The sequence below is a fragment of the Pseudomonas sp. P110(2024) genome, assembly GCF_057480795.1.
Window position 1 is genome coordinate 47,814 of record NZ_JBLIYT010000006.1, and the last position, 12,790, is coordinate 60,603.

The 12,790-nt window shown below is 64.6% G+C and carries 11 protein-coding genes; 10 read left to right on the forward strand and 1 reads right to left on the reverse strand.

Going from position 1 to position 12,790, the window contains the following annotated elements; translation table 11 throughout:
* Positions 1-58 precede the first annotated feature (58 nt).
* The 7 genes from AC25ND_RS10840 to AC25ND_RS10870 all read left to right on the forward strand — a co-directional run bounded on the left by AC25ND_RS10840 (position 59) and on the right by AC25ND_RS10870 (position 8,826).
* Positions 59-1,651, forward strand: a complete 1,593-nt coding sequence (locus tag AC25ND_RS10840) for an ABC transporter substrate-binding protein (RefSeq protein ID WP_062364526.1) — start codon at positions 59-61, stop codon at positions 1,649-1,651.
* A 156-nt stretch (positions 1,652-1,807) separates the two neighbouring features.
* On the forward strand, positions 1,808-3,187 hold the full coding sequence (locus tag AC25ND_RS10845; RefSeq protein ID WP_036985906.1) for an OprD family porin: 1,380 nt from the start codon (positions 1,808-1,810) through the stop codon (positions 3,185-3,187).
* A gap of 72 nt (positions 3,188-3,259) precedes the next feature.
* On the forward strand, positions 3,260-4,855 hold the full coding sequence (locus AC25ND_RS10850; RefSeq protein WP_028689624.1) for an ABC transporter substrate-binding protein: 1,596 nt from the start codon (positions 3,260-3,262) through the stop codon (positions 4,853-4,855).
* A 76-nt stretch (positions 4,856-4,931) separates the two neighbouring features.
* Positions 4,932-5,942 carry an ABC transporter permease subunit gene (locus AC25ND_RS10855; protein WP_028689623.1) on the forward strand — a complete coding sequence of 337 codons (1,011 nt, stop codon included), beginning with the start codon at positions 4,932-4,934 and terminating at the stop codon, positions 5,940-5,942.
* A 10-nt stretch (positions 5,943-5,952) separates the two neighbouring features.
* Positions 5,953-6,879, forward strand: coding sequence for an ABC transporter permease subunit (locus AC25ND_RS10860; RefSeq protein ID WP_028689622.1), 927 nt, complete (start codon positions 5,953-5,955; stop codon positions 6,877-6,879).
* Between the two features lie 10 nt (positions 6,880-6,889).
* Positions 6,890-7,858, forward strand: coding sequence for an ABC transporter ATP-binding protein (locus AC25ND_RS10865; protein ID WP_028689621.1), 969 nt, complete (start codon positions 6,890-6,892; stop codon positions 7,856-7,858).
* Positions 7,858-8,826 carry a peptide ABC transporter ATP-binding protein gene (locus AC25ND_RS10870; RefSeq protein ID WP_028689620.1) on the forward strand — a complete coding sequence of 323 codons (969 nt, stop codon included), beginning with the start codon at positions 7,858-7,860 and terminating at the stop codon, positions 8,824-8,826. Before AC25ND_RS10865 ends, AC25ND_RS10870 begins: the two co-directional genes overlap by 1 nt.
* A gap of 145 nt (positions 8,827-8,971) precedes the next feature.
* On the opposite strand, the gene AC25ND_RS10875 is transcribed toward AC25ND_RS10870, so the two are convergent.
* The gene (locus tag AC25ND_RS10875; protein ID WP_486976301.1) at positions 8,972-9,883 is read right to left on the reverse strand and encodes a hypothetical protein; all 912 of its coding nucleotides are present in this window, start codon (positions 9,881-9,883) and stop codon (positions 8,972-8,974) included.
* Between the two features lie 228 nt (positions 9,884-10,111).
* Here AC25ND_RS10875 and AC25ND_RS10880 point away from each other — a divergent pair, with 228 nt between their 5' ends.
* The 3 genes from AC25ND_RS10880 to AC25ND_RS10890 all read left to right on the forward strand — a co-directional run bounded on the left by AC25ND_RS10880 (position 10,112) and on the right by AC25ND_RS10890 (position 12,768).
* On the forward strand, positions 10,112-10,921 hold the full coding sequence (locus AC25ND_RS10880) for an AraC family transcriptional regulator (RefSeq protein WP_028689618.1): 810 nt from the start codon (positions 10,112-10,114) through the stop codon (positions 10,919-10,921).
* 65 nt (positions 10,922-10,986) lie between these two features.
* Positions 10,987-12,393 carry an NAD(P)/FAD-dependent oxidoreductase gene (locus AC25ND_RS10885; protein ID WP_236247769.1) on the forward strand — a complete coding sequence of 469 codons (1,407 nt, stop codon included), beginning with the start codon at positions 10,987-10,989 and terminating at the stop codon, positions 12,391-12,393.
* Between the two features lie 33 nt (positions 12,394-12,426).
* A complete protein-coding gene (locus tag AC25ND_RS10890; protein ID WP_028689616.1) occupies positions 12,427-12,768 on the forward strand; it encodes a cupin domain-containing protein in 342 nt (113 codons plus the stop codon).
* Positions 12,769-12,790: the final 22 nt, after the last annotated feature.

Here is a 12,790-nt window from a genome sequence, read left to right on the forward strand (position 1 = left end):
GATGTTGCAGCCGCGTTTTGCCTGTCGCGGCCCGAAAAAGACGGACAAAGGATCTGCCATGCGCCTGACCACACTGTGTTCCACCCTGCTTGCCCTCGGCCTGCTGAGCCAGGCCCCGCTGAGCTTCGCCAACAACCTGGTGTTCTGCTCAGAGGGCAGCCCGGCGGGCTTCGACACCGCCCAGTACACCGCCGCCACCGACAACGACGCCGCCGAACCGATCTACAACCGCCTGGTCGAGTTCGAGCGTGGCGGCACCGCCGTGCAGCCGGGCCTGGCGACTGACTGGCAAGTGTCCGACGACGGCCTGAAGTACACCTTTCACCTGCGCCCCGGGGTGAAGTTCCATGCCAACAAGGACTTCAAGCCCTCCCGCGACTTCAACGCCGACGACGTGCTGTTCACCTTCAACCGCATGCTCGACAAGAGCCACCCCTTCCGCCAGGCCTACCCCACCGAGTTCCCGTACTTCATCAGCATGGGCCTGGACAAGAACATCGCCAAGGTCGAGAAGACCGACCCGCTGACCGTGGTCTTCACCCTCAACAAGGTCGATGCCGCCTTCCTGCAGAACATCGCCATGGCCTTCGCCTCGATCCTCTCCGCCGAGTACGCCGAGCACCTGCTGGCCGGCGGCAAGGCCAGCGACATCAACCAGAAGCCGATCGGCACCGGCCCGTTCGTGTTCCAGCGCTACCAGAAGGATTCGCAGATCCGCTTCAAGGGCAACAAGGACTATTGGGCACCGGACCGGGTGAAGCTCGACAACCTGGTGTTCTCGATCAACGTCGACCCTTCGGTGCGCATCCAGAAGCTGCGCCGCAACGAGTGCCAGATCACCCTGCACCCACGTCCGGCCGACCTGCCAGCGCTCAAGCAGGACGGCCAGTTGCAGGTGATGACCCAGCCCGGCTTCAACCTCGGCTACATCGCCTACAACACCCAGCACCCGCCGTTCGACCGGCTGGAGGTGCGCCAAGCCATGGACATGGCGGTGAACAAGAAAGCCATCATCGAGGCGGTCTACCAGGACGCCGGCCAGGCCGCGTCGAACGCCATGCCGCCGACCCAGTGGTCCTACGACAAATCGATCAAGGACGCGCCCTTCAATCCGGACAAAGCCAAGCAGTTGCTCAAGCAGGCCGGGGTCAAGGAAGGTACCGAGATCACCCTGTGGGCCATGCCGGTGCAGCGCCCCTACAACCCCAATGCCAAGCTGATGGCCGAAATGCTCCAGGCCGACTGGAGCAAGCTCGGCTTCAAGGTGCGCATCGTCAGCTACGAGTGGGGTGAATACCTCAAGCGCATGAAGAACGGCGAACACGACATCGCCCTGATCGGCTGGACCGGCGACAACGGCGACCCGGACAACTGGCTGGGCACGCTGTTCAGTTGCGACGCCATCGGCAGCAACAACTACTCGCTGTGGTGCGACCCGCAGTACGACGCCCTGGTCAAGAAAGCCAAGCAGGTCACCGACCGCGACCAGCGCACCAGCCTCTACGAACAAGCCCAGCAACGCCTCAAGCAACAAGTGCCGATCACTCCGGTCGCGCACTCCACGGTCAACCAGCCGCTGAGCATCAGCGTGAAAGACTTCAAGGTCAGCCCCTTCGGACGCAACGTTTTCTCCGGCGTCAGCATCGATTGACCCTTCACGCGGGCGTGGGAGTGCAACCCACTCCCACGCCCGCGTGCAGCCCGGATTTGCCTGGCAACCCCAAGGCAGACACTGCAGTACCGCGTCACCGTGACAAGCCCGGCTCACAAGGTCGGGTGATAACTAAAAAAATATCAGGGAGCTTTCATGTTGATTCGTACCACAACCACCGCACTGGCCTTGTCCGTCGGCGCCTTCTGCGCCCTCGCCCAGGCCGAACCCGTGAGCCAGGACTTCGTGCCGTTCGCGCTCAAGTCCAGCAGTGAGCAGGCCGAAGCCAAAGGCTTCATCGATGGCCAGAGCCTGTCCGGCAGCACCCGCAACTGGTATGCCCGCGAACGCGCCACCCGTGCGCCGCTGTGGAAGTACACCAAGGGTGACGGCACCCGCCACGACACCCACAGCCGTGACAACTGGGTGCAGGGCACCATCCTCAACTACAGCTCGGGCTTCACCGAAGGCACCGTGGGCTTCGCCGTCGAGGCCGCGGCCTACAACGCCATCGCCCTCGAGCAGGGCCGCGCCGCCGTGGCCGGCCCGAACAACCGTACGCTGACCCACAGCGACGGCGACCCGATCGGCCAGTGGAGCAAGATGGGCCTGGGCAATGTCAAGGCCCGCATCTCCAACACCACGCTGACCGTGGGCCGCCAGTCGGTCGACACGCCGATGATCGCCTATATCGGCAACCGCGCATTGCCGTCGAGCTTCCAGGGTGCGTTCCTGCATAGCGCCGAGTTCGAGAACCTGTCGTTCGACGTGGGTACCTTCGACCGCGTCTCGCCGCGTACCGAGCAGAGCCTGAGCAAGTTCCGCAGCGAATACGGCAACGGCAGGGAAACCGACCGCGCCAGCACCGTCGGCCTCAACTACCAGCCGCTCAAGAGCCTGACCACCAGCCTCTACGCCACCAAGGTCGAGGACTTCTGGAACCAGTACTACTTCGGCGCCAACCACGTGCTGGGCGACAGCGCGGTGCTGAGCCTGACCACCGGTCTGAACTACTACAAGACCGTGGACGAAGGCAGCAAGAAGATGGGCGAGATCGACAACGACACCTACAGCCTGTCGTTCGGCCTGACCCACCAGGCCCATACCCTCAGCGCCTCCTGGCAGCAGGTCAACGGCAACGAATACTTCGACTACCTGCACGAAACCAACGGCATCTACCTGGCCAACTCCCTGCTGTCGGACTTCAACGGTCCGAACGAAAAGTCCCTGCAGATCAGCTATGTGCTGAACATGGCGCCGTATGGCGTGCCGGGCCTGAAGTTCAACGTCTACAACGCCCGCGGCTGGGGCATCGACGGCACCCACTACAAGGGCACCGCCTATGACGTCCGTGGCCAGGACGGCGAAAACCACTACGAGTGGGGCATCGGCACCAGCTACGCGGTGCAAAGCGGCATGCTGAAGGACACCACCATCCGCGCCACCTATACCGCCCACCGTGCCAGCAAGGCCCAGGCCGACGGCAGCCTCGACGAGCTCCGCGTCGTGACCACCATTCCGTTCAACATCCTCTGACCGTTGGCGCCACGGCCCGACTCCCCACGGGCCGTGGCGGCTACGCTGGAACTAGCACTGCAGGGAGGTTCCATGAAAATGCTACCGCTACGTGCTGCCTTGGCAGCCGTCATCCTGGGCGCCGCATCGAATCTGGCGGCCAAGCCGCTGGTGGTGTGCACCGAAGCCAGCCCGGAAGGCTTCGACATCGTCCAGTACACCACCGCCGTGACCGCCGACGCCACGGCCGAGGCCATCTTCAACCGCCTGGTCGACTTCAAGCCCGGCACCACCGAGATCCAGCCGGCCCTGGCCACCAGCTGGGACGTCAGCCCCGACGGGCTGGTCTATACCTTCCACCTGCGCGAAGGCGTCAAGTTCCACACCACCGACTACTTCACCCCCACCCGCGACTTCAACGCCGATGACGTGCTGTGGAGCCTGAACCGCCAGTTGAAGAAAGACCACCCATGGCACGACAAGACCAGCGTCGGCTACCCCTATTTCGAGAGCATGGCCTTCAAGGACCTGCTCAAGTCGGTCGAAAAGACCGACGACCACACCGTGGTGATTACCCTGACCCGCCCGGAAGCACCCTTCCTGCGCGACCTGGCCATGGCCTTCACCTCGATCTACTCCGCCGAGTACGGCGACCAGTTGCTCAAGGCCGGCAAGACCGGCGATCTCAACAGCAAGCCGATCGGCACCGGCCCGTTCGTGTTCCAGCGCTACAGCAAGGACGCCCAGGTTCGCTACAAGGCCAACCCGGACTACTTCCGCGGCAAGCCGCCAGCCGACGGGCTGATCTTCGCCATCGCCACCGACAGTAACGTGCGCCTGCAAAAGTTGCGTGCCAACGAGTGCCAGATCGCCCTGTACCCCAAGCCTGACGACGTGCCGGGGATCAAGACCGATCCAAAACTCAAGGTTGCCGAGATCGAGGCGCTGGTCACCGGCTACATCTCGATGAACACCCAGCACAAGTACCTGAGCGACGTGCGCGTGCGCAAGGCGATCAACATGGCCTTCGACCGCCAGACCCACGTCGACCAGCTGTTCGGCAAGGGCAACGCGCTACCGGGGGTCAACCCGTACCCGCCGACCATGATCGGCTACAACACCGACAACAAGAACCCGCCCCACGACCTCGACAAGGCCCGTGCCCTGCTCAAGGAAGCCGGCGTGCCGGAAGGCACGGTGATCACCCTGTTCACCCGCAACGGCGGCGGCCCGACCAACCCCAACCCGCGTCTGTCGGCCGAAATGCTTCAATCCGACCTGGCCAAGATCGGCATCAAGCTCGACATCCGCGTGATGGAATGGGCCGAAATGCTGCGTCGCGCCAAGAAGGGCGAGGCCGACCTGGTGTCGGCGGGCTGGGCCGGCGACAACGGCGACCCGGACAACTTCCTCACGCCGATGCTCAGCTGCGATGCGGCCAAGAGTGGCGAGAACTACGCGCGCTGGTGCAACCAGAAATTCCAGGACCTGATCACCCGCGCCCGCGAAGTGATCGACAACGACGAGCGCGCCAAGCTCTATAACGAGGCTTTGGCGGTGTACGATGAAGACCAGCCGTGGATCAGCATGGCCCACCCGAAAATGTTCACCGCCATGCGCGCGAACGTCGAAGGCTATGTGATCAACCCACTGACCAACAACAACTTCGCCACCACCCGGGTGAAGTAGAACAACAACAGCCGCCGGACCTTGTGCAAGAGGCCCCGGCGGCGCGCCGTTACCGGCTGATGAGGTACCCCTGACAATGTTGAGTTTTATTGCCCGACGCCTGGGTCTGCTGATCCCGACCTTCTTCGGTATCACCCTGCTGACCTTCGCGCTCATACGCCTGATCCCCGGCGACCCGGTCGAAGTGATGATGGGCGAACGCCGGGTCGACCCTGAAATGCACGCCCAGGCCATGGAGCGCCTGGGCCTGAACAAACCGCTGCCGGCCCAGTACCTGGACTATGTCGGCAAGCTCGCCCAGGGCGACCTCGGCGAATCCCTGCGCACCCGTGAAAGCGTATGGAACGAGTTCCTCACCTTATTCCCGGCAACCCTGGAGCTGGCCATGGCCGCCCTGCTGTTCGCCGGGGTCATAGGCCTGCTGGCCGGGGTGATCGCCGCGCTCAAGCGCGGCTCGCTGTTCGACCACGGGGTGATGGGTATCTCCCTGGCCGGCTACTCGATGCCGATCTTCTGGTGGGGCCTGATCCTGATCATGTTCTTCTCGGTAAGCCTGGGCTGGACGCCGGTCTCCGGACGCATCGACCTGCTCTACGACATCGAACCGAAAACCGGCTTCATGCTCATCGACACGCTGCTCAGCGACGAGGAAGGCGCGTTCAAGGATGCAGTGATGCACCTGATCCTGCCGGCCATAGTGCTGGGCACCATCCCGCTGGCGGTGATCGCCCGCATGACCCGTTCGTCGATGCTCGAGGTGCTGCGCGAGGACTACATCCGTACCGCCCGCGCCAAGGGCCTTTCGCCGTCGCGCGTGGTGTTCATCCACGGCCTGCGCAACGCGCTGATCCCGGTGCTGACCGTGTTCGGCCTGCAGGTCGGCACGCTGCTCGCGGGCGCCGTGCTCACCGAAACCATCTTCTCCTGGCCGGGCATCGGCAAATGGCTGATCGAGGCCATCGGTGCCCGTGACTACCCCGTGGTCCAGAACGGCATCCTGTTGATCGCCTGCCTGGTGATCCTGGTCAACTTCGTCGTGGACATCCTCTACGGCCTGGCCAACCCACGCATCCGTCATCAGCGCTGAGGACTCCGCCATGACCAGCCCGATTCCAAAATCCGTCACCCCGCCCAGCGTGGTCGACCAAAGCTTGCTCTACCCCTCGCCATACAAAGAGTTCTGGCAGGCCTTCTCGCGCAACAAGGGCGCGGTGGCCGGCCTGGCCTTCATGACCCTGGTGGTGTTCTGCGCCCTGTTTGCCCCCTGGGTCGCGCCGCACAACCCCAGCGAGCAGTACCGCGACTTCCTGCTCACCCCACCGGTGTGGCTCGAAGGCGGCACCTGGCAGTTCATCCTCGGCACCGACGAACTGGGCCGCGACCTGCTCTCGCGCCTGATCCAGGGCGCCCGCCTGTCGCTGCTGATCGGCCTGTCATCGGTGGTGATGTCGCTGATCCCGGGCATCCTGCTGGGCCTGCTGGCCGGCTTCTTCCCGCAGATCCTCGGCCCCTCGATCATGCGCCTGATGGACGTGATGCTGGCCCTGCCATCGCTGCTGCTGGCCGTGGCCATCGTCGCCATCCTCGGCCCAGGCTTGATCAACACGGTGATCGCCATCGCCATCGTCTCGCTGCCCTCCTACGTGCGCCTGACCCGCGCCGCGGTGATGGGCGAGCTGAACCGCGACTATGTCACCGCCGCGCGCCTGGCCGGCGCCGGCCTGCCACGCCTGATGTTCGTCACCGTGCTGCCCAACTGCATGGCGCCGCTGATCGTCCAGGCAACGCTGAGCTTCTCCTCGGCCATTCTGGATGCCGCCGCCCTGGGCTTCCTCGGCCTCGGCGTCCAGCCGCCGACCCCCGAGTGGGGCACCATGCTGGCCTCGGCCCGCGACTACATCGAGCGCGCCTGGTGGGTGGTGAGCCTGCCCGGCCTGACCATCTTGCTCAGTGTGCTGGCAATCAACCTGATGGGCGACGGCCTGCGCGATGCGCTGGACCCGAAACTCAAGAACGCCGCCTGAGGAGAACGCCATGTCACTGTTGCAGATCAACAACCTGAACGTGCGCTTCGGCGACGCCAATGCCGTGCCCGTGGTGGATGGCCTCGAACTGAGCGTGGACGCCGGCGAGATCCTCGCCATCGTTGGCGAGTCCGGCTCCGGCAAGTCCGTCACCATGATGGCCCTGATGGGCCTGATCGACGCCCCTGGGCGCATCACCGCCGACGTGCTCAACTTCGACGGCATCGACATGCTCAAGCTCAGCGGCCGCCAGCGCCGCAAAGTGGTGGGCAAGGACATCGCCATGGTCTTCCAGGACCCGATGACCGCGCTCAACCCCAGCTACACCGTGGGCTACCAGATCGAGGAAGTGCTGCGCCAGCACCTCGGCCTGAAAGGCAAGGCCGCGCGCCAGCGTGCCCTTGAGCTGCTGAAGAAGGTCGAGATCCCGGCCGCCGAAAGCCGCCTGGACGCCTACCCGCACCAGCTGTCCGGCGGCATGAGTCAACGGGTGGCGATCGCCATGGCCATCGCCGGCGAGCCGAAGCTGCTGATCGCCGACGAACCGACCACTGCCCTGGATGTGACCATCCAGGCGCAGATCATGGAGCTGTTGGTCAACCTGCAGAAGGAGCGCAACATGGCGCTCATTCTCATCACCCACGACCTGGCGGTGGTCGCCGAGACCGCCAAGCGCGTATGCGTGATGTACGCGGGCCAGGCCGTCGAAGTCGGCCAGGTGCCGGAGCTGTTCGACATCCCCGCCCACCCGTACAGCGAAGCGCTGCTGGCGGCCATCCCCGAGCACAGCATCGGCGCCGAGCGCCTGGCCACCCTGCCCGGCATCGTCCCCGGCCGCTATGACCGCCCGCAAGGCTGCCTGCTGTCGCCGCGCTGCCCCTATGTCCAGGAAAACTGCCGCCGGCAGCGCCCGGCCCTCGATCCCCAGGCCCACAGCCTGGTGCGTTGCTTCTATCCGCTGAACCAGGAGGTGGCGTGATGGCCGTCGTTCTTTCCGCTCGTGAGCTGACCCGCCACTACGAAGTCTCCCGCGGCATGTTCAAGGGGCATGCGCTGGTCCGCGCGCTCAACGGCGTGTCGTTCGAACTGGAGGCCGGCAAGACCCTGGCCGTGGTCGGTGAGTCCGGCTGTGGCAAATCGACCCTGGCCCGGGCCCTGACCCTGATCGAGGAACCCTCCTCCGGCTCGCTGCAAATCGCCGGCCACGAGGTCAAGGGCGCCAGCAAGGACCAGCGCAAGCAACTGCGTCGCGACGTGCAGATGGTGTTCCAGAGCCCCTACGCCTCGCTCAACCCACGGCAGAAGATCGGCGACCAGCTCGCCGAGCCATTGCTGATCAACACCTCGCTGAGCAAGACCGAGCGTCGCGAGAAAGTGCAGAAGATGATGGAGCAGGTGGGCCTGCGCCCCGAGCACTACCAGCGTTATCCGCACATGTTCTCCGGCGGACAGCGCCAGCGCATCGCCCTGGCCCGGGCAATGATGCTGCAGCCCAAGGTGCTGGTGGCCGACGAGCCGACCTCGGCCCTCGACGTGTCGATCCAGGCCCAGGTGCTGAACCTGTTCATGGACCTGCAAAAGGAGTTCAACACCGCCTACGTGTTCATCTCCCACAACCTGGCGGTGGTACGTCATGTGGCCGACCAGGTGCTGGTGATGTACCTCGGGCGGCCGGCGGAAATGGGACCGAAGGAAGATATCTACGAGAAGCCGTTGCACCCGTACACGCAGGCGCTGCTGTCTGCGACCCCGGCGATCCACCCGGATCCGCTCAAGCCGAAGATCCGCATCGCCGGTGAACTGCCCAACCCACTGAATCCGCCGGATGGTTGCGCGTTCCACAAGCGTTGCCCTTATGCCACCGACCGTTGCGCCAAGGAAGTACCGGCGTTGCGGCAGGTGAGTACACGGCAGGTGGCTTGCCATTATGCCGAGCAGTTCCTGTAGCGGGATGCCCCAATGAAAACGCCGCCCTTCGGGGCGGCGTTTTCATTTTTCAGTGCATGAACAATGCAATCAGGATGATCACGGGAATAGGTACTCCGAGCATCCACAGCAATAATGAGCGCATGACAGATCTCCTTGTTCCAAGTTATCGGATCGGTGCAGCGGTGTGGCGCACGTTGTAGTCGGCCGGACTGCCTTGCAGCCACTGCACCCGGTCACGCTGCCGGCCGCCGAACAGTGCCGCCAGGCTGGCGAAGAAGGCGCCGCAAAGCAGGGCGACGAAGGTCCACAACGCCGTCCAGGCCGCCGCCTTGGTCGCAACGTCCGCAGCTTGTTTGGCCTCGAGCTTGGCTTGCTGCAGCTGCGCATAGACCTGATCGACCCGGGCTTCAGCCTCGGGTTGTGTCAGGCGTGTGCGCTGGGCGACAACCTGGGCCAGGTAGGTCCGGTCCTCCGGCGAAAGTGCGCCCCCCTGAACTAGCGAGCGTGTCAGAATGCGCGCCGCCACACCATTTGCCGCGTCGTCACTGACCGCCACCGGGCCTTGGCTGCGGAACAAGCCATCGACGAAGTAGCCCATCGAGTCCCGGCCTTGACGATCGCTGCCAGCCACGCCTGCAGCCGCAGTGGCGCCAGCCACCCCGGACGCTGCAGTAACACCGGCTCCCAGCAGGTTGCCCGCAGTACCCAGCACCAACAGGGCGGCCACGAGCGTGGCAACCGCCCAGGCCAGGAAGCCATGGGCAGTGTCGCGGAAATACACTTCGTCGCCGTGCAGGTTGGCCCATTTCACGCGAAGACGTCCGGCGATGTAACCACCTAGACCCGAGGCCAGTATCTGGGTGATCAATAGCCAGATGATGGTTGAAATGCCAAGGACCTTGGCGCTGGCGCCTTCGTCGGCCCAAGGCGAGGTGGCGGCCAGCCCCAACCCTGATCCCAATATCACCAGGATCAGGGACAATGCGGCCGCTGCTGCTGCGCCAGCGAAGATCGCGGCCCAGGAAACACCGGAGCGATTGGGGTCGTTGGTGGGGTAATCGGCAGGTGTGATCATGATTTCGACGCCTTATCTGAGGGGAGGTCCGTTCTCGGGTAAGGCGGTGCAGGTGCTGTGCCACTTTGTGTCAAAACATGACTTCTTTATAAATCAGATAGTTGGCTTGTAGGAAATCGCTGAACATCATGCAAAATGCCAGATCGTGCTGAAAAAGACAGGGCCTTCTGCAATCCTGAATGCAAGCGTTCTTGTCAGACCGGGACATGACGAGGCACCATCAGCGGCATGTCTATCACCACCGTCCCCGACGGCCCTGGGCAGACCCCGCTCACCGCCGACACCGTCATGCGCTACCACCTGTGCTGGAAGCATCGCGACCTGGACGGGGTGATGGCGCTGTACCACCCAGACATCCAGTACCACGACTTCTTCCAGAACCGCGTGCTCGGCTTCGACGAACTGCGCGACTACGTGCGCGCCTGCCTGCCCCATGAAGCCGGCGAGGACATCGTCCACAGCGACCGCATCCGCGTCGACGGCTGCACAGCGTTCATCCAGTACCAGGTCACGGTCCAGGGCGGCCAGGGATTGGTGGCGTTCCAGTCCAGCGAAGCGATCACGGTCCGGGACGGGCTGATCTGGCGGGTCAACGAATACGCCACCCTGGTGCGCCAGGGCGGCAATGCCAGCCTGCCGCACGGCCCGCGCCCGGCGACCAGCCGCCTGGGCCTGTCACCGCGCCAGCTGTCGACCATGGCCCAGGACCTGGAGCATTACTTCCAGGCCCAACGTCCCTACCTCGACCCGGAGCTCGACCTGCAGCAGGTTGCCGACGAAAGCGGCTACAGCCGCAACCAGATCTCCTACCTGCTCAACCAGGTGCTCGGTCAGAGCTTCTACCGCTACGTCAACCAAGCGCGCCTGCAACACCTGATAGCCAGCCTCGATGCTGGCAGCGCGCGTACAGCTATCGACGAACTGGCGTTCAATGCCGGCTTCAACTCGCTGTCAGCCTTCTACAAGTGCTTTCGCGAGCACACGGGACTGTCGCCCAAGGCCTACCTCAAGCAAATTTCCCTGCGTGCACGCACGTAAGACAGCCCGCCTTGCGCTTCACTAGGATCGCCCACAGACCTCGACCGGATGTGGAGCCCGACCCGATGCAACCCCTGCGCACGATCAGCCTGTGGATGGACCAGCTCGACGAGCCCCTGTGCGCGCGCCCGGCCCTGCGCCAGGACCTTGATGTCGATGTGTGCATCATCGGCGCCGGTTACACCGGCCTGTGGACCGCTTACTACCTCAAGCGCCAGGCGCCGCAGTTGAACATCGCCGTGATCGAGGCCAATATCGCCGGCTTCGGCGCCTCCGGACGCAACGGCGGCTGGCTGATGGGCAACCTGCTGGGCGAGGATCGCCTGCTGGCCACGCTCTCGCCGCAGCAGCGGCGTGAAAGCATCGACCTGCTGCACGGCATTCCCGACGAAGTCCACGATGTGCTCCTGCGCGAAGGCATCGCCTGCGACTACCGCAAGGGCGGGGTGCTGTACTGCGCCGCCCGTTACCCGGAACAGGAACGCAGCCTGCGCGCCTGGCTCGATGACCTCTACCGCCAGGGCATGAACGAGAACGACTACCGCTGGCTGCGCCCCGAACAGCTGGATGCCCAGTTGAAGGTCAGCAACCCCTACGGCGCCCTCTACAGCCCGCATGTGGCCACGATCCAACCGGCCAGATTGGTGCGCGGCCTGGCACGGACGGTCGAGGCCATGGGCGTGCCGATCTACGAAAACACCCCGGCCATCGACTGGCAGACCGGCGAAGTGCGCACCCCACTGGCACGCATCCGCAGCCATTGGATGGTGCCGGCCGTCGAAGGCTACGCCGCCAGCTTGCCCCCGCTCGGGCGGCACCAGTTGCCGGTGCAGAGCCTGCTGGTGGCCACCGAGCCGTTGCCCGAGTCGACCTGGGAACAGATCGGCCTGAGCCAGGGCCAGGCCTTCAGCGAAAACAGCCGCCAGGTCACCTACGGCCAGCGCAGCGCCGACAACCGCCTGGTGTTCGGTGCCCGCGGCGGCTACCGCTTCGGCGGTCGCCTGCGCGAGAACTTCACCCTCACCGACAACGAGATCGAGCTACGCCGCTACCTGTTCGGCGAGCTGTTCCCGCAGCTCAAGCATGTGCGCATCACCCATTCCTGGGGCGGCAACCTGGGCATGGCCCGGCGCTTCCGCCCGCACATGCTGTGCGATCGCCAGCGCGGCATCGCCCTGTCCGGCGGCTACGGCGGCGAAGGCGTCGGCGCCACCAACCTGGGCGGACGCACCCTGGCGGCCCTGATCCTCGGCCAGCACAACGCGCTCACCGCCCAGCCCTGGGTGCATGACAACCGCCCGCTGGCGAGCCTGGCCAGCTGGCCACCTGAGCCCTGCCGCTGGCTGGGCTACAACGCGATCATCCAGAGTTTCGTCCACGAGGACCGGACCCTCGCCAACCCGGCCAGTGCCCCCTGGCGGCGGCGCCTGGCCAGCGGGTTGGCCGACTTCATGGAAGGTTTCATGCACTGACTTCCCTTCATCACCACACAGGATCCACCGGTCATGAGCATCACCCAGTTCAAGCACACCGACAGCGTTATCCTGGACAGCGCCACCCCGGTTGCCGTGCCCCTCGGCGAGCCGGTTGCGGTCACCTCGGTCACCTGCATCGAACGCAATGACGGCGTCGAGACCGGGATATGGGAGTGCACCCCGGGGCGCTGGCGGCGGCAGATCGTGCAACAGGAGTTCTGCCACTTCATCAAGGGCCGCTGCACCTTCACCCCAGATGGCGGCGAGCCGCTAGTCATAGAAGCCGGAGACGCCCTGATGCTACCGGCCAACAGCGTCGGCACCTGGGATATCCAGGAGACCGTGCGCAAGACCTACGTACTGATTTTCTGATCCGCTGATCGCCTGCCTTCGA